This is a genomic window from Gilliamella sp. Imp1-1 (assembly GCF_001690415.1).
Lineage (GTDB): Bacteria > Pseudomonadota > Gammaproteobacteria > Enterobacterales > Orbaceae > Gilliamella > Gilliamella bombi.
This window is the reverse complement of sequence record NZ_LZHK01000003.1, coordinates 76,093-94,432: the sequence shown is the minus strand read 5'-3', so window position 1 is coordinate 94,432 and position 18,340 is coordinate 76,093. Positions and strand designations below refer to the sequence as shown.

Annotated in this window: 18 protein-coding genes; 9 read left to right on the top strand and 9 right to left on the bottom strand. The window is 34.7% G+C overall.

Features of this window, described 5'->3' with window-relative positions; genetic code table 11:
* From A9G38_RS00585 to ispC, 4 genes are all read left to right on the top strand, one after another.
* Window positions 1-247, top strand: a 247-nt coding sequence (locus tag A9G38_RS00585; RefSeq protein WP_141671663.1) for an integrase core domain-containing protein, incomplete at its 5' end; no start/stop codon positions are given.
* Between the two features lie 803 nt (window positions 248-1,050).
* A complete protein-coding gene (gene deoC, locus A9G38_RS00580; RefSeq protein WP_034909602.1) occupies window positions 1,051-1,722 on the top strand; it encodes a deoxyribose-phosphate aldolase in 672 nt (223 codons plus the stop codon).
* A 61-nt stretch (window positions 1,723-1,783) separates the two neighbouring features.
* Complete coding sequence (deoR, locus tag A9G38_RS00575) at window positions 1,784-2,545, top strand: DNA-binding transcriptional repressor DeoR (RefSeq protein ID WP_034909601.1); 762 nt, start codon at window positions 1,784-1,786, stop codon at window positions 2,543-2,545.
* Window position 2,546: 1 nt separating this feature from the next.
* Entirely contained in the window at window positions 2,547-3,725 is a 1,179-nt protein-coding gene (ispC, locus tag A9G38_RS00570; RefSeq protein WP_034909598.1) for a 1-deoxy-D-xylulose-5-phosphate reductoisomerase, read from the top strand.
* 169 nt (window positions 3,726-3,894) lie between these two features.
* On the opposite strand, the gene A9G38_RS00565 is transcribed toward ispC, so the two are convergent.
* Window positions 3,895-4,854: an aminoimidazole riboside kinase gene (locus tag A9G38_RS00565; protein ID WP_034909594.1), complete on the bottom strand. Its 960-nt coding sequence runs from the start codon at window positions 4,852-4,854 to the stop codon at window positions 3,895-3,897.
* A gap of 313 nt (window positions 4,855-5,167) precedes the next feature.
* On the opposite strand from A9G38_RS00565, the gene A9G38_RS00560 reads away from it, so the two are divergent.
* Entirely contained in the window at window positions 5,168-6,637 is a 1,470-nt protein-coding gene (locus tag A9G38_RS00560) for a glycoside hydrolase family 32 protein (RefSeq protein ID WP_034909591.1), read from the top strand.
* Between the two features lie 48 nt (window positions 6,638-6,685).
* On the opposite strand, the gene A9G38_RS00555 is transcribed toward A9G38_RS00560, so the two are convergent.
* Complete coding sequence (locus A9G38_RS00555) at window positions 6,686-7,690, bottom strand: LacI family DNA-binding transcriptional regulator (protein WP_034909633.1); 1,005 nt, start codon at window positions 7,688-7,690, stop codon at window positions 6,686-6,688.
* A gap of 195 nt (window positions 7,691-7,885) precedes the next feature.
* Between A9G38_RS00555 and A9G38_RS12370 the strand changes: the two genes are divergently transcribed.
* The 3 genes from A9G38_RS12370 (at window position 7,886) to cysE (ending at window position 10,053) form a co-directional block, all read left to right on the top strand.
* Entirely contained in the window at window positions 7,886-8,440 is a 555-nt protein-coding gene (locus A9G38_RS12370; RefSeq protein ID WP_202961510.1) for an MFS transporter, read from the top strand.
* Entirely contained in the window at window positions 8,326-9,120 is a 795-nt protein-coding gene (locus A9G38_RS12365; protein ID WP_238552617.1) for an oligosaccharide MFS transporter, read from the top strand. The genes A9G38_RS12370 and A9G38_RS12365 overlap by 115 nt, the downstream gene beginning before the upstream one ends.
* Before the next feature lie 171 nt (window positions 9,121-9,291).
* Entirely contained in the window at window positions 9,292-10,053 is a 762-nt protein-coding gene (gene cysE, locus A9G38_RS00545) for a serine O-acetyltransferase (RefSeq protein WP_034909630.1), read from the top strand.
* 62 nt (window positions 10,054-10,115) lie between these two features.
* On the opposite strand, the gene A9G38_RS00540 is transcribed toward cysE, so the two are convergent.
* From A9G38_RS00540 to recN, 5 genes are all read right to left on the bottom strand, one after another.
* Window positions 10,116-10,949, bottom strand: coding sequence for a mechanosensitive ion channel domain-containing protein (locus tag A9G38_RS00540; protein ID WP_034909586.1), 834 nt, complete (start codon window positions 10,947-10,949; stop codon window positions 10,116-10,118).
* Between the two features lie 61 nt (window positions 10,950-11,010).
* Entirely contained in the window at window positions 11,011-11,604 is a 594-nt protein-coding gene (gene slmA / locus A9G38_RS00535; RefSeq protein WP_034909580.1) for a nucleoid occlusion factor SlmA, read from the bottom strand.
* Complete coding sequence (dut, locus tag A9G38_RS00530; protein WP_034909576.1) at window positions 11,601-12,059, bottom strand: dUTP diphosphatase; 459 nt, start codon at window positions 12,057-12,059, stop codon at window positions 11,601-11,603. Before dut ends, slmA begins: the two co-directional genes overlap by 4 nt.
* The gene (coaBC, locus tag A9G38_RS00525; RefSeq protein WP_034909574.1) at window positions 12,043-13,269 is read right to left on the bottom strand and encodes a bifunctional phosphopantothenoylcysteine decarboxylase/phosphopantothenate--cysteine ligase CoaBC; all 1,227 of its coding nucleotides are present in this window, start codon (window positions 13,267-13,269) and stop codon (window positions 12,043-12,045) included. The genes dut and coaBC overlap by 17 nt, the downstream gene beginning before the upstream one ends.
* A 51-nt stretch (window positions 13,270-13,320) precedes the next feature.
* Window positions 13,321-14,982 carry a DNA repair protein RecN gene (gene recN / locus A9G38_RS00520; RefSeq protein WP_034909566.1) on the bottom strand — a complete coding sequence of 554 codons (1,662 nt, stop codon included), beginning with the start codon at window positions 14,980-14,982 and terminating at the stop codon, window positions 13,321-13,323.
* A gap of 256 nt (window positions 14,983-15,238) precedes the next feature.
* On the opposite strand from recN, the gene A9G38_RS00515 reads away from it, so the two are divergent.
* A complete protein-coding gene (locus A9G38_RS00515; RefSeq protein WP_051634107.1) occupies window positions 15,239-16,348 on the top strand; it encodes a restriction endonuclease in 1,110 nt (369 codons plus the stop codon).
* A gap of 142 nt (window positions 16,349-16,490) precedes the next feature.
* Here A9G38_RS00515 and A9G38_RS00510 read toward each other — a convergent pair whose 3' ends face one another.
* Both A9G38_RS00510 and A9G38_RS00505 read right to left on the bottom strand, forming a co-directional pair.
* A complete protein-coding gene (locus A9G38_RS00510) occupies window positions 16,491-17,204 on the bottom strand; it encodes an MAE_28990/MAE_18760 family HEPN-like nuclease (protein ID WP_034909559.1) in 714 nt (237 codons plus the stop codon).
* A gap of 9 nt (window positions 17,205-17,213) precedes the next feature.
* The gene (locus tag A9G38_RS00505) at window positions 17,214-18,338 is read right to left on the bottom strand and encodes a DUF262 domain-containing protein (protein WP_034909556.1); all 1,125 of its coding nucleotides are present in this window, start codon (window positions 18,336-18,338) and stop codon (window positions 17,214-17,216) included.
* Between the last annotated feature and the right edge of the window lie 2 nt (window positions 18,339-18,340).

Below are 18,340 nucleotides of genomic sequence, written 5' to 3'. Positions count from 1 at the left end.
GACATTTAATATCACGCATTCATTAAGCAAGAAAGGATGTCCTTATGACAATGCGGTAGCGGAAGCGACATTTAAAACAATTAAAACGGAATTTGTAAAAGGCCAACGTTTCAACTCAACGGCTGAATTACAACGCGCTTTTTCGGCTTATGCTTATTGGTATAATCATAAACGATTACATTCTTCGTTAGGCTACTTGCCTCCCGTTGAATTTAAAAAACACTTACCCCTTAATTTTTTTGTTTGAAAATGTGTTGCCATTCCATGCACTACCTTCTATAACATTACTAGTATGCGCAGTTAATGCCTGCAAATTAGGCGAATACGGCAATAACAACAATGGCACTAATACCAACGTTTTTTTTGTAGATAATTGTATGGATAATTTCGATGCTAAAAATGAAGTAAGTGTAAAAACTCGTCTAACGTGGTTATTTAATAAATTTAAGACATAGGTTTGCCAGTGCTGGTGTCTGGTGTCTGGTGTTGATAAGTATACTGCATAACATCCCTTTTGTAAAGTAATATATTGTTTTATTTTATTTTATTTTTTTAACGATCTATAATCTATAAAATATAGCTGAATTAATTCTAATTTTTAAAATTATAATGTTTAAAAAAAATTTGGCTACATTTTTAACTAAAAATTTTGTAAAGATTTATTAAGATACTTGATTTTTTTTGGATGTGCTGAGTTTCGATCGTTTTTATCTTGTGATAAAACACACTCGGCTCAATAAAACAGAGTATTATAAAAAAAATGAAAAATAGAAGAATTAAATTCCATTAACTCTTTTCCTTCATCAGGATGTGCTGTCACCTAAGCGAAATTAGCACGCCAAATAATAATATTTGGTAAATTATTGATATAAATGTTATTTCTTTCACGAAAAACTAAAATTTAAACACAGATTTTTATCTGTACTATTTCAAGCAATTACGACATAATGTTACTATAATAACATTATCACCCTATATCTGTTATTAAAATAACATTTTATACCTAACAAATTCATTAAATTAGACATCAAAACTAAAAAAATTAAGGACATCACTATGAATTATGCAAAGTATATCGATCATACTTTACTTGCGATGAACGCAACAAAAGACCAAATAACTAAACTCTGTGAAGAAGCTAAACAATATCATTTTTATTCAGTTTGTGTTAATTCAGGCTATGTTCCTTTAGTGGCTAGTTTACTAAAAGGTAGCGATGTAAAAGTGTGTTCAGTAGTTGGCTTTCCTTTAGGTGCAATGCTAACTAGCGCTAAAGCCTTTGAAACCGAAATGGCGGTTAAAGCAGGTGCGCAAGAAATCGATATGGTTATCAATGTGGGTTGGTTAAAAAGCAATGATTGGGATGCGGTTAAACAAGATATTGAGGCGGTATTTAACGCTTGTGGTGCTGTGCCATTAAAAGTGATTTTAGAAACTTGTTTATTAACTAAAGACGAAATTGCTAAAGTCTGTGAAATTTGTAAGCAAATCGGGGTTGCTTTTGTTAAAACCTCGACTGGGTTTAGTGTATCTGGCGCAACGGTTGAGGATGTTAAGTTGATGCGTGATACCGTTGGTAATGAGATGGGCGTTAAGGCATCGGGCGGTATTCGTGATCGTCAAACGGCTGAAAAAATGGTTCAAGCGGGGGCTTCGCGTTTAGGGGCTAGTGCTAGTATTGCGATTGTTTCTGGCGATGCAACTTCGACCAGTGATTATTAATCAATGATATCAATTAATAAGCTACTTATGTAGCTTGTTATTATTGATTTATGGGATCAGCATGGAAACACAATCACAAAAAAGAGTGAATGATCTTATTCAACTTTTAAAAAAAACAGATAAGATTCATTTAAAAGATGCTGCTAAGTTGTTGGCTGTTTCAGAAATGACTATTCGCCGAGATTTGAGCAATGTTGGCTGTTCCCTAAGTGTTTTGGGTGGCTATGTTGTTAGTGATGCTCGTCATCAAATTACCCCGTATTTTTTGCCAGACCAACAAGATAAACAGGTTTATGAAAAACAATATATTGCCAATATAGCTAGTAAATGCATTGTAGAAAACGATACCGTCTTTTTTGATTGCGGTACGACTATTCCTTTTATTATTGATGCCATTGATGATGATGTGGCATTTACTGCGATCTGTTATTCATTAAACGCATTTTTAGCATTACAAAATAAATCTAATTGTAAGACAATTTTATGTGGTGGTCATTATCAGGCTAATAATGCGATTTTTAGCGCTATTGGACAGCATAGTGAATTAAATTCGATTTGCCCAAATAAAGCATTTATTTCGGCCGCAGGGATTGATATTAAGCAAGGCGTAACTTGTTATCATTTTGATGAAGTTGATATGAAATTGCAGGCGATAAAAAAATCAGGTCAAAATATTTTGATTGCCGATCATACTAAATTTAATCAAGTTAAACCGGCTTTTATTGGTGAGTTAACTCTGTTTAATCAAATTATTACAGATAAAGTGCCAACCAAGCAATTTATTAATTTTTTAGCTAACCATAATATAGATTTAATGTATTAATATGAAAAATATCACAATTTTAGGTTCGACCGGCTCAATTGGTTGCAGTACGCTAGCGGTTATTCGTCAAAACCCACAGCGCTTTAAGGCTTATGCTTTAGTTGGTGCAAGTAATGTGACGAAAATGACCGAGCAATGCCAAGAGTTTAAGCCTAAATACGTTGCCATGGCAACCGCACAAGCCGCGACAGAGTTAAAAGCAAATCTTGCTAATTTAAAATTGGATATTGAAGTGTTAAGTGGTGAACAAACCATTTGCGACTTAGCGCAGTTGCCCGAGGTCGATCAAGTGATGGCGGCTATTGTGGGGGCGGCAGGGCTAAAACCAACGCTTGCTGCGATAAAAAAAGGTAAGCGTATTTTGTTGGCCAATAAAGAATCGTTAGTAACCTGTGGGCATTTATTTATGCAAGCGATTAAAGAGTATGGTGCTGAGTTGTTGCCGGTAGATAGCGAACATAACGCTATTTTTCAAAGTTTACCAACGGCGGTACAGCATGATTTAGGTTTTGCTAACCTTGCTGAGCATGGTATTACTAAAATCGTGTTAACAGGTTCTGGCGGACCATTTCGCGATTGGGATTTAGCTAAACTGGTACATGTCACCCCCGAGCAAGCGGTTGCTCACCCTAATTGGTCGATGGGTAAAAAAATATCTGTCGATTCGGCAACGATGATGAATAAAGGGCTGGAATATATTGAGGCTCGTTGGCTATTTAATGCCAGTGCCGACGAAATGGAAATTATTATTCATCCGCAATCAATTATCCATTCAATGGTACGTTATCAAGATGGCAGTGTGGTGGCTGAACTTGGTGTGCCTGATATGTGCACGCCAATTGCTTATGCCATGTCTTACCCCGATCGTGTTCCTTCAAGCGTACCACCTTTAGATTTTACGCAAATTTCGTCGTTAACATTTAAACAACCTGACTTTGACCGTTATCCATGTTTAAAATTGGCAATCAATGCCTTTAATCAAGGGCAAGCGGCTACCACGGCGCTCAATGCCGCCAATGAAGTTGCGGTTGAAGCATTTTTGCAACATAAAATTGGTTTTATGGATATTGCTAAAAATGTATCAAAAGTATTAGATCAATTGGCTTTCCCTGAGCCATCGACGATTGATGATGTTTTTATGATAGATCAGTGGGCAAGATCACAATGTAGTCGGTGTTAAATGCTATTTGATTTTATAAACAGTAATTTAACTAAATAGTTGAGTTATTAAATAGTTAAATTACTGAGTAGTTAAGTTATTGAGTGGTAAAGGGCAGTCAATCATAATTATATTTTGAAACTATTGTATTCAATCTTGCTGCCCTATTAGTAAGTTTTTACTATTTTTATTATGCCATTTGTTTTGCTGTTAATGTTGGATTATCGCTAATAAATGATTGTAAAAATGTACTATCAGGTAGTGCAGTTAATGCGCCTTTTTTGGTTGTAGCTAAGGCTCCACAAGCACTGGCAATGGTCATCATGCTTTCTAACATCAGTTTATCCTCAGGCATGCCTGATGATGCAATACTGCTGAGTAATCCTGCGACAAAAGCATCACCTGCACCGGTTGTATCAACACTATTTACATGGTACGAATCAAACGAAAATGTTTTGCCTTGCCATAATACGATGCTGCCATCTTTACCTTTGGTAATTAATTTTAATGGCGCTTCATAGTGTTGTTGTAGTTTATTTAATGCTTCACTCCAATCATTGCTTTGAGTTAACCAAAATAGTTCTTCGTCTGATAGTTTAAGGATATCAGCATCATGACAAAATTGGGTAATGGTGGTGCGCATTTCGTCTTTATTGACCCACATCTGTTCGCGCAAGTTAACATCAAAGCTGATTAGGCCATTTTTAGCGGTAAGCTGTTCAATCGCAGTTTTAAGTGTTTGACGGCAGGTGTGGCCAACTAGCGCCAAAGAGCAAAAGTGTAAAATATCTTGGTTAAAATTAGGAATTGCTTGCTGAGATAAAAATTGATCAGCTGAAGGTGAAACCAAAAAAGTAAAACTACGTTCCCCGTTTTTTCCTAAATCAACAACCACAGTACTTGTTCGATGATGTTCATCTTTTTCAAGGCTTTGGCAATCAACGTTATATTGGCGGAATGTGGTTTCCATAAAATCACCAAAAGGGTCATTACCAACACGACCAATAAACGCTGAAGGCAGCCCTAATTTTGCAATACCAATTGCAACATTTGCAGGTGCGCCACCAGCACATGCTTTATAATTCATATCACCAAATGGCAATAAATCAATAACGGCATCCCCAAGGGACCAAACTTTAGTATTATTCATTTTTTAACTCGATTATAGTTAGTTACTGCGGTAATCTAGTATAGAGACAGATTACTTGAGTTTTTTGAAATATGTCATCTTTTTACTTTTTAGTAAAGTCATTAATAGTTAATCTGTTGTTGAATTTATAATAGTCATTTTTTAAAAGTCCGCCATAGACTAAATCATTTGACAAAAAATTCATTGTTAACGTTAAAAATATGTGACTATCATCACATATTTTATCGCTAATTTCATTAACAGTTAACGTTAACAATTAAATTAAGATACTATTAAATAAAGGTATCTAATATTGGATAAAAAAGGGGTTTTTATGTCTACTGCTATTGATAAAGCCAATCTAGCTGTTAAAAATTTAGAAAAAGTAATGAATAAACAATATTATCCACATTTTCATTTAGCTCCACCAGCTGGTTGGATGAATGATCCTAACGGTTTGATTTACTTTAAAGGTCAATATCATGCCTTTTATCAGCATCATCCTTATGATGAAAATTGGGGACCAATGCATTGGGGACATGTTGTTAGTGATGATTTAGTCACATGGCGAAGGTTGCCAATAGCTATTGCTCCCGATCAAGAATTTGATAAGTCAGGCTGTTTTTCTGGATCGGCCGTAGATAATAATGGTGAGTTATGCTTAATTTATACTGGTCATATTTGGTTGAGTGGCCAAGGTTATGATGAACAGATTCGACAAAGCCAATGTCTTGCAACTAGTAAAGATGGCATTCATTTTGAAAAGCAAGGCACAGTACTTACCCCTCAAGACGGAGTGATGCACTTTCGCGATCCTAAAGTGTGGCAACAAGATGGTAGATGGTGGATGGTTGTTGGTCAGCGAACGCCAAATAATGTTGGTCAAGTTTTACTATTTAGATCTGATGATTTAAATGAATGGCAATTGGATCATGTTGTAGTGAGTGATATCGATCCTGATGTTTATATGCTTGAATGTCCTGACTTTTTTCCACTTGGTGATAAATGGGTTTTGATGTTTTCACCACAAGGGTTGAAAGCAAAAGGTTATCAGTATCGGAATCGATTCCAATCAGGCTATATAGTAGGTAATTGGCAACCTGGGCAGCAATTTTCAATAGTTAAACCTTTTCAAGAAATGGATTTTGGACACGATTTTTATGCACCGCAATCATTTCTTGCCGCTGATGGACGTCGTATTATTTTTGCTTGGATGGATATGTGGCAGTCAGCCATGCCAAGCAAAAAAGATAAATGGGCAGGCGCATTTACACTTCCTCGTGAGTTGATTTTAGATCAATATAATAAAGTCAGAAATCGCCCAATAAAGGAACTTGAAGCATTGCGCGAAAAGCCAAAATCATTTGGTGAAATAACGCTCAATAGTGAACTTAAAAATACCAATATTGAGTCAATTTGTTGTGAACTTTGTGTTGAGTTTGATTTAAAAGAAAGTGATGCTGAGCGTTTTGGTTTGCAACTTGCTGCCACTGAAAATGGTAAACAAGCAACATTACTATATGTTGATTTACAATCTAATCGTATTGTTCTTGATCGTAGTTTATCTGGTCTTGAATTAACCGGTTATCGTAGTGTACCACTACCAAAAAGAAAAAAATTAACTTTACATGTGTATGTTGATGCTTCATCTGTAGAAGTATTTGTTAATGGTGATTTATATAGCCTTTCAAGCCGTATCTATCCAAAATTACCAGCGGAGCGAGTAGTTAATTTATTTGCTGAAAATGGTAGCGCCAAAATAACCAAATTAGATAGCTGGCAGTTAAAATCTATTTATGCGTAATTGATGATTGAATTGATCGCCATTGGGCGGTCAATTTATTTAAGTAAGTTATAATGAATTCCTTTCTAAATAAGGTGATGCTACCTGTATTATCTGTTTTTGGTTTTTGTTATTAATTATATGTAAAGCTGCTTGTTCTCCAATCTCATAATGAGGCAATTGCACTGTTGTCAGTGGTGGATAAAATAGTTCACCAGTACCTACCATGTTATCGTAACCTAATACAGCCACATCAGAAGGAATATGAAGTCCTTGACCGAGTAAATATTGATAAGCAACAAAAGCTATTCGATCATTACCACAAATTAATACATCAAAATCGGGTTTTTTATTACAATGCTGTTTGAGTATATCAACCGTCATCATATATTCTTGAGCAAGATCATCTGATAAAGTTGAGGTATGGTAACTAGTAATCTCATTTAAATTGTAACCGGCATCTAACCACGCTTGCTCAACAGCTTTACGTCTAGTTTTTCCTGCTAATGTGGTTTCTGATAAATAGATGCATAATGGTTTTTTATAGCCTTTCTTTATTACTTGTTGCATGGCTTGATATTGACCCAAATAGTCATTTGGAATGTAGCAAGCTAGTTGTTTTGAATCACTTATACAGTTGGCTAATACAACATTTTTATCTAATAACTTTTCAGGAAGTTCAACTTTTCTTAATCCCATTGTGGTATAGATAATACCGTTAGGGCGATATGATAGCAGGGTGTTTATTGCATGATCGGGATCTTTATCATCAAATAAATTAACAATAAATGTATTCCAACCATGATCTTGTGCGGTCTTTTCTATGGCTTGTAGTAATTCTACCGAAAATGGCGTCATTGCTGTTTCTAATGCCAAAACACCAATTGCACTTGGTCCTGACTTATCACCACGAATCTTCCTTGCCGATAAGTCAGGTACGTAATTAAGGTGCTCAATAGCTTGTTTAACGCGCTTGTAAGTTTCTTTATTTAATTTTTCAGGGTTATTTATTGCGCGTGAAACCGTCATCAATGAAACAGATGCTAGCTTTGCAACATCCTTAAGTGAAGCCATAGTTAAATCCTTTTGTTTAACAAGATAAAAATGATTATCAGCCATTACTATGCATGATGATACCACAAATAGAAATGATAAAAAGTGTGAGGTAAGTAACATTTATGACAATTGGTTCTATCTATTTAGTATCAAATATGACAATAATATTAACGTTAAACTTCATCGATTTTCAACAATATAAGAGTAATAAACATGAATATGATAAAAAATAGAAACTATTGGTTCTCGTCTGGTTACCTTATTACTTTTTATGCTGCGTGGTCGCTGTGGTGGTCTTTTTACGCAATTTGGCTAAAAAGTAAAATTGACTTATCCGGTGAGCAGTTAGGTATTGTTTATGCGGCTAATTCTGCCGCAGCCATGTTTTTCATGATTTTCTATGGCATTATCCAAGATAAATTACAAATAGGTAAAGCCGTAGTGACCTTCCAAAGTATTATCATGGTTCTTATTGGCCCTTTTTTAATTTATGTGTATGAACCTTTATTAAAAAATGATTTTATTTGGGGTGTTTGTATCGGTGCACCAGTTTTAAGTGCCAGCTTTATTTCGGGCAGTGCTTTGATTGATTCTTTTATTGAACGTATTAGTCGATTATTTGGCTTTGAATTTGGTCCTGCTCGTTTTTGGGGATCATTTGGTTATGCTGCTGCAACGTTGTTGCGGGTATTTTATTCGGCATTGATCCTCATATTAACTTTTGGATGGCGTCGGGTGTTGCGGTTATCTTTTTCACCATTAATATGATATTTAAGCCAAAACAATATCAAGCATCACCAACTGCAAATAACGATACTGCTTTAGTAGAAAAAACAACGACTATACCAACAATGGGCGAAATCTTATCGCTGTTTGGTTTGCAAAAATTTTGGTTGTTTGTTATTGGTACTTATAGTTTTTATACTATCTATGATCAACAGTTATTTCCTAATTTTTATACTGGTTTTTTTGAAAAACCAGAAGATGGCTATCAAGTTTACGGTTATTTAAATTCCTTCCAAGTCCTTTTAGAAGCAACTTGTATGATTATTGCTCCTTATTTTATTAACAAAATGGGAGCTAAAAAATCGCTATTAGTTGCTGCACTAGTTATGATTTGCCGAATTGCATTATCTGCAACGTTAGATAATATTTATCTGATATCATTCGTTAAGTTATTTCATGCAATTGAAATTCCATTATTTATTTTGGCGATGTTTAAATATATTGTAGGTAATTTTGATGCTCGGTTATCTGCTACACTTTATTTAGTTGGTTTTAATATTTCATCAAATCTTGGCGTTATTGTGTTGTCATGGTTTGTGGGTAAATTATTTGATAATACAGGATATGCGACAACATTTTATGTGCTTGCAGGTGTTGTTTTGATTACTTCAATAATAGCTATATTTACTTTAAGTGACGAGAAAAAAGCAAAACAACAATAATTTTAAATTAGCCCTTATAATTATAAATATGGAAACATATTGTTTCCATATTGATGTTAAATCAATACAATCCTTGCTTCTAAGGAAAGTTTGCGAAACAATATTAGCAATTTTAGATAATATGTATAGGGACTTGTAGTGAACGATGTAAAAGTAGTTGTTAAACCCGAGATGTTATGGAAAACCATTCGACAAGAAGCCTCTGAGTTAGTTGAAAGCGAGCCGATGTTAGCTAGTTATTTCCATGCAACTTTACTCAATCATGAAGATCTGGGGAGTGCTTTAAGCTATATTTTGGCTAATAAGCTTGTTTCTCAAGTTATGCCCGCTATTGAAATTCGTGAAATTGCCCGTCAGGCTTATCAAGCGGACCAAAATATTATTCAGTCAGCTATATGCGATATCATGGCTGTTTATATTCGCGATCCAGCCACTAATTACTATTCAACACCACTTCTTTATTACAAAGGATTTTTATCCTTGCAAGCTTATCGAATTGCACATTGGCTTTGGAAGGAAAACCGTAAATCATTGGCTATTTTTTTACAAAGCCAAATTGCGATTGTATTTGGTGTTGATATTCACCCTGCGGCAAAAATTGGCTGTGGAGTAATGTTTGATCACGCAACAGGTATTGTTATTGGAGAAACAGTAGTAATTGAAAATGATGTTTCTATTTTACAATCGGTTACATTAGGCGGAACGGGTAAAGAAAATGGTGATCGCCATCCAAAAATTCGTGAAGGGGTGATGATAGGAGCTCATTCAACGATTTTAGGTAATATTGAAATAGGCAAAGGTGCTAAAATTGGAGCTGGCTCTGTTGTGTTAGATCCCGTACCTCAGCATACAACCGTTGCAGGTGTACCAGCCAAAGTGGTGGGTTGCCCTGATTGCGAAAAACCAGCTCTAAATATGGATCAAGATATTTAATTGTTATTAGATAATAAAAAACTCCGTTGATAAAACAGACGGAGTTTTTAATAATTGATTGGCTACTTATTGTTAAGATTTACATCCATTGTTGGGTATGGAATATTAATATTATTTTCAGTTAATCCATTTTTGATATTTTCAAGCAGCTCACCTTTTACCGTGCCATAATTTTCGTTTAATGTCCAAACTAACACATTAAAATTCATCGAGGACGCATCTAAAACATCTAATCGAATGGTAGGCTCTTTGGATGTTAATATATTATTCGTTTTATCAACTGCTTGCTTTAATACTTGATAGACTTTTTGAATATCTGAATCATAACCAACATTAACCACCAAATCTAAACGTCTTTCTGGTAAGCGAGTATAGTTGATAATATTAGCACTTACTACTTGGCTGTTAGGAATTATAACTAGTTCGTTGGTTGGTGTAACAATAGATGTTGAGAAAATTTGTATAGAATCAATAATACCTTGCTGACTATTGATTATTACCGTTTCACCGACTTTAAATGGGCGAAAAATAATTAAAATAACTCCAGCCGCAAAGTTAGATAGTGAACCTTGTAACGCTAAACCAACAGCTAAGCCAGCGGCACCAATCACTGCAACAATGGATGCTGTTTGAACTCCTAATTGACCTAAAACGGCAACCAATGTCATTACAATAGTCGCATAGTATGCTAATGCACTAACAAATTTAACAACAGTTGGATCAACGTGTCGATTTGATAATATTCTTTTTAATTGGTTGCTAATAAATCTAGCGATAGTTCTACCAATAACAAAAATAACAATGGCAAAGCAAAAATGAGCAATATAGCTAAATACAACCCCATCATATTTTTCAATAAATGAAAGGGTGTAATTTAAGAAACCTTCAAAATTCATATTATTATCCTCAGTAATGGGTAATAGAAATTTTTGTTAAAGTATTTTAATTCGCAATTGGCTAAACAAGTTGTTTGATTAATAAAGACCAACGTGTATCAAAATTAGTTGTTGGTAGATATTTAAAACCTGAACGAGAATAACGTGCCATCATTCCCTCGCAAAAAGCTAATAATTGGCTAGATAAAATACGTTCATCAGTTATGAAGGCAACACCTTCACGAATTTTTCGCTCGCGTAAAACTTGTTTAATTTGAGTTTCAATTCGTTCAAATAGCTGGCTAATACGTTCTTGTAACTGATCTTGCTCAAACATTAATGCGTGCCCAGTCATAATTCTGGTTAATCCTGGGTTCTTTTCAGAAAACCCTAATATCAAAGCAAGAATAAGTTGTAACCGAGTAAATGTATTTGGCTCTTCATGCATGATCACATTTATACGGGATAACAAGATATCTTCAATATAGACAATTAAACTTTCAAACATTTTTGTTTTACTTGGAAAATGTCGATATAAAGCTGCTTCAGAAACACCTACTGTTGCAGCTAATTTAGCCGTAGTTATTCTTTGAGTACCTTCATTAGATTCAAGCATTTTTGCCAATGCTTGTAAGATATCTTCTTTGCGATTTCTATTTTTGCTACTCACGATCATTTTTTACCCGAATGTCCAAAACCACCTTCGCCTCGTGCTGATTCAACAAATTCATCAACAATGTTAAATTCGGCTTGTACAACCGGAACAATGATTAGTTGAGCAATTCGATCGCCGGCTTCAATCACAAAAGGAGTTTGGCTTCGATTCCAAACAGGCACAAATAATTGACCTTGATAATCCGAATCAATCAAACCCACCAAATTACCAAGTACAATACCATTTTTTGAACCAAGCCCTGAACGCGGTAACACCAATGCCGCTAAACTTGGATCAGCAATATGCATTGATAAACCAGTCGGAGTTAGGATAGTTTCTCCTGGTTTTATTTCGGTTGTTTTATCAAACATTGCTCTTAAATCAATGCCTGCAGATCCTTCAGTTGCATAAGTAGGTAGAGGAAATTCGTTACCTAAACGTTTGTCTAATACTTTTATATCAATTTTTCTTTTCATCATGACTCGCTTTATATCGTGTTATAACAGTTTGAAGTAACTGTGTTGCTAATTGGTTTTTACTGCTTAATGGTAACGTTTGCTCACCATTTTGCCAATACAGTGTTAATGCATTTTGATCGGAATTAAAGCCAATGGCTTTATCGGAAACATCATTAGCACAAATTAAATCTAAATTTTTTGCGGTTAATTTTTTTAGTGCATAAGTTTTAACATCATTAGTTTCAGCGGCAAACCCTACCACAAAAGGACGATGTGTTTTTAGCGCTGCGACACTTGCTACAATATCGGGATTTTTAACTAATTCAATCACAAGTTCATCGTTATCGCCCGTTTTTTTAATTTTTTGTGTCGCAATTGTTTTAGCATGATAGTCGGCAACAGCGGCACAAGAAATAAAAATATTTGATTTTTTAGCGTGATTCATTGCTTCATCGTACATCTGTTTAGCGCTTTTAACGTCAATTCGGTTGACATTACTCGGCGTATGTAAATGAACCGGTCCACTAATTAATGTGACATTGGCACCCATTTGAGCAGCGGCGTTTGCAATTGCAAATCCCATTTTTCCTGAACTGTAATTACTAATATAACGAACTGGATCGATTTCTTCGATTGTTGGTCCTGCCGTAATGGTAATTGATATATCTGAAAGCACTGAGGTTGATTTAAAATAGTGGGTTATTTCTTCAACAATAGTGAGCGGCTCAAGCATACGTCCTGGTCCAACATCACCGCAGGCTTGAAAACCACTGTCTGGACCTAAAATTAAGGTATTTCTTGACGCTAATACAGATAAATTATGTTGAGTTGCGGCGGCTTTATACATTTGTTGATTCATCGCCGGAGCAATGGCAATTGGCGAAGATGTTGCTAAACAAATTGTTGATAACAAATCATCGGCAATACCATTTGCCATTTTAGCAATAATATTGGCGGTTGCAGGCGCAATTAATACTAAATCAGCCCATTTGGCAAGTTCAATATGACTCATAGAAAGCTCGGCCGATGGATCAAAGAGATCGCTAGAAACCTGATTGCCAGAAACAGCTTGAAGCGTCATTTTAGTGACAAAATGGCTAGCAGAATCAGTCAAAACAACACGCACTTGTGCGCCACATTTTTTTAAATGACGAACCAGATCAGGGCATTTATAAGCAGCAATGCCGCCAGTAATTCCTAATAAGATACGTTTACCTGTTAGACTCATAAGCCAGCTTCCTTCCTACCAAAATGAAAGCGTTATATTACCACAATTAAGTTAGATAATAAGTAGCTCTTTCGCATTGGCTAATGTTGCGTCTGTAATTTTATCGCCGCCTAATAACCGAGCAAGTTCGTTTAAACGGCCCGTATTATCTAGCTTTTGCATATCGGTTGATGTCTGCTTGCCGTTGGTTTGTTTACTAACAAAATAGTGCTGATTTGCTTGCCCTGCAACTTGTGGCAAGTGAGTTACTGTGATCACTTGCGTTGATTCACCAAGTTGCCTTAATAACTGGCCGACTTTAGCCGCTGTTGGTCCACTAATACCAACATCAATTTCATCAAATATTAAAGCTGGCGTATCCATTTTTTGAGCAGTTAACACCTGAATTGCCAAAGCAATACGCGACAACTCACCGCCTGAAGCCACTTTTGCAAGCGGTTGTGCGCTTTGTCCTGCATTGGTGCTGACTAAAAATGTTACCTGATCGGCACCGTCTTCATTTAATCGATTTTCATCAAAAGCAATATCGATACTAAATTGTCCATTAGGCATAGATAATTCATGCATAATAGTGGTGACTTTTTTAGCTAATGTTTTGCTTATCGTTAACCTTTTTTGATGCAATTTTGTAGCAATTTCAACGGCGATTTGATGGTATTTAGTAATATCATTTTTAAGTTGTTCACTTTGTTCATCTTGCTGATTAATTTGTTTAAATTCAGCTAACAAAGTTTGATGTAAATCTGGCAATTCTTCGGGCAAGACATGATGTTTACGCGCCAAAGCAATCTGTTTAGATAACCGCTGTTCTAGTTGCATGACTCGAGCAGGATCGAGTTCTAAACGTTCACTATAATGACGAAGCTCATCACTTGCTTCTTTAATTTGAATAGATGCCTCTTCCAACATGTTATAAACGTTATTTAACGCTGGATCGAGCGAGGTTAGTTCTTGAACACTATTTTTCACACTGCTTAGTAAATTACTAACGTTATAGTCGTCTGCCTCGTCTAACAACATGACAGATTGCTGGCTTAGATTAATTAACTGTTCGCTATTAGATAACCGTTTGTACTCTTCATCAATTTGTTGAAACTCCCCTTCAATGGGCGAAAATTCATTAAGTTCTTTTAATTGATATTGCAAAAGCTGCATATGCGCATCACGCTCTTGCCTTGTTGTTTCGTATTGTTGGTAAGCCCGTGTTGCTTCTTTCCATTTCTTATAGGCTTGATGCATTTGAGCAAGTAGTGTTGGTTCATTCATATAATGATTTAACAACAACTGCTGATAATCACTGCGTAACAGGCGTTGATGCTCATGTTGCCCATGAATTTGAATCAACATTTGCCCCAAATCTTTTAATTGCGAAATAGGAACAGCTCGACCATTAATAAATGCTTTAGAACGCCCATCTTGATTAATCACTCGTCGCAAAATGCACTCATTGCCCTCATCAAGTTGATTTTCGCGTAACCAAGCAAAAGCCGCTGGCGTATCATCAAGCACAAAACAAGCCGAAATATCAACACGATCAGCCCCATGCCGAATAGATGAAGCATCAGAACGATTACCTAAACATAATCCCAATGCATCAATAGCAATCGACTTCCCTGCTCCTGTTTCCCCCGTAATAGCGGTCATCCCAGTAGTAAAGTCGACAAGAAGTTGATCTACAATAGCAAAATTATTAATAGTTAGTTGAGTTATCATAATAAATTAATACATAAGGCTAGTTATAATATTGGCAGTATAGCAGTAAAAATACTGTAAATAAATACAGGTTGGTGTTTTTGTTTATGAGACTTATTTTTTGTTATAAAATCAATTAACTTTTGGATTACTTAAAAATAGTCATTATTTAATTAATTATTTTTAATATGTTATCTTCTCTCGAAGACATAAGGAATCAGCTGTGAAACTTAAAACAATAACACCACTATTTCCAACATATGCACAAACTATTGCAATGATTAAAGCGGTGTCTGGTTACAGTAAAAAGTCTGTACATGGGATGATTAGCGATATTCGTGGCCAGTCAGGAACTCCACAGAATCCAGTAGACTGGTCAGAACCTGATAGTTGGATTGGTGAACGACTAAGTGGTGAATATGCTGAAATAGCAAATAAAATATGGATACAGGATAATCATGTGTTAAATCCTCGTCATAGCTATGGTGCTTATATGTTTATAAATAATAGCGATCTAATGACTGTTGATATACAAGGTTATTGGCAACCTTCACCAAAAGGACAAGCTTTTTTAAAGGGAGATAAAGATGTTTGGCTGGAACTGGATAATTCGGAAGGTATATTGCAATTATTAGAATTGCTTAACGTTCGTGGACAAGCTAAAAATGGGGATTTATTACCTGAATGGATGACTTATTTACGTCAAAATTCTAAATGGAATAGTGAACAAGCATGTAAATCTACGTTATATGCTCGCCTTGTAAATTTAGTCGATCGCAAACTCTTAAAACGTGAAGGGATTATTTATCATATAACAGATAGTGGTCGAAAATGGTTAGATGCAACACCACAAGCAAAACTATGTGACCCATTAGATGAAATTATGGATTCTATTGTTCGTTATAATGAGCAACAAAAAAAATTATTATCAGAACAGTTGCAGAATATGAATCCATATCATTTTGAAGCACTGATTGGTCAATTATTACAGGCGATGGGCTACGAAGATGTGAATGTGACAAAAGCATCTGGTGATAAAGGGATTGATGTTGTTGGTAATGTACAAGTGGGTATTACGCGTATTACTGAAGTCGTTCAGGTAAAGCGTATGCAAAATTCTGTTAATCGCCCATTGATTGATCAGCTAAGAGGAGCTTTACCTTATCATAAAGCCATTCGAGGCACATTAATCACAACAGGGAAATTTTCATCTGGTTGTGCCGAAGCAGCTAATTATCCAGGTGCAGCCCCAATTACGTTAATTGATGGCTCTCGTTTAATTGAATTACTTATTGAAAATGGAGTAGGTATTAAACGGAATAACTCTTTAGAATTACTTAGTATTGATATGTCAGTATTTGAAGAACAGATTGAAGATTTAAAATAAAAAATTAGTTGTCTATATAGAGTATATCTTGTTATATCAAATAGTTATTATTAAATCATCAATCACGATTAATCAATTTGAATGAATAAACCCACCTTTTTATTAGTGGGTTTATTTTCGCTTTATGATGGAATAATGACTATCACAAATTATAGCGATATTTTTTATTTTTATATGCATCAAAAATTAATGTTACTAATTCATCTAATATCCGAAATGCACAATCCACATAACGGAGATAGTTTTTTTCATTAATAACCGACATATCAACACCATGACTTATATCATTTCGTTTATTTTTTAATTCATTTAAAATACCAGTTATAGACGATAAACAATCGTGTGGTAGCCCAACTTGATATAATAACTTTTCAAGTACTTCTTTACCGACATTGCTTTCAGTATTGATATATTTATCTTTAATTTGTACTTTTATTGATAAATAGTCAGAAATGCTTTCAAAAAATTCTTCTTGTCTAAATAAACGGTGTAAATGATTATCAAAAGGAAAGGATTTCTTGAATCGTTTACTTTTGTGCTCTATATCAGTAAGTTTTTTAAAATCATCTACATATACAGCTGCTCTAAAAATTGGAAGAACATCCTGACAATTTAAATTTAATTGATTGATGGCAGTAATGTATATAGTAAAAGCAAATTTAACAAATCCTTCGATATGCGCATATATCAAACATATATTGGCTCTTCGGACAGAATTAAGGTACAGCTCTAATGAAGTTTCATCTAATTTTAATTCTGTGGGGATTTTTTGTAACAAGTTATTAAGCCTAGTGATCTCACCTTGACGCTTTAATTTTTGTTCTTCTAATTCAAAATAAAAACGCTCTAAATCCATAATGACCTTCTAGAACTGAATTTGGTTAAAATACTGTTCTGAAATAGCTATTCTAGCTTGTAATTGACCTTTAGAGTTTTTCCCTCCGCCTGTAGTTTGTTTTTTAAATTCTTCATTTTGTTTTATGGTTAAGATGGCAGACTTAATTTTTTCTATATGCTGAGGATCACTAGCATCAATTTTGTTAACAATACATTGTATACCAAGCGTAATTGACTCAAAATGGTAAATACCAAAATTAGATTGTAAATCGTTATTATTGCTGTTTAAGCGGCCGAATATCTTATCTCCCCATGCTTGATTTAATATACTAAAGGTTTTTTCAAAACAGGTTCGATTTTCATCATAATTAAATTTAATTTCTGTCGCACTTACTTTTTCCATATATTCAGTAAGAAAATCTGCAACATCATGTTTAAAGTTACCCCGATAATTTTTAAGTGCAAAAAAACGTAAAACTAACTCTTGATCGAAGGCCTCAAAAGTTTGTTTTTCAGAAATATTACTAATACAGTTTTTAAAATTTGGTTCACTACTTAACAGAATAATATAATCATTAAATTCGGCACTAAGTAATCTAATTGTACAATTCCTTACTTGTTGATCACTCAACAATTCTCCACCAGTATTTAAACGTTTGAACATATGGTATTTAAAAACATTATCACTCGTTTTTTTGACAACCTGAACCCGAATAAAAGTTCTTTTAAGTTTTATTTGTAATATCGTTGGTAAATCATTCCAAGTTAAGCCATTTAAACTATCGACAATATCACATTCACTGAGCTTTAAAAAATCACCTTTATTAATAGGTGGGTCAAAATGTTGGGCTTCTAACTCGCCTCTAAGGTGTAAATAGGATGAAAAGCGCTGTAAACCATCAATGAGTTCATATTTGCTTTCTTCAGTTTCGATAACATAAATAGGTGGCACTGGCATTTGTAATAAAAGCGATTCAATAAATCGTGATCTTGCGCCTTCACTCCATCGAAATAAACGTTGATAATCTGGAGTAATATTGAGTTCATCTGACGTATACATATCAAATAACTCATTAAAAGATATATCGAGGCTTTCTGTATCAACTCGCTTTATTTGAGATTCAAGTTCAGTGATAATGTCAATTTGTGCCATTG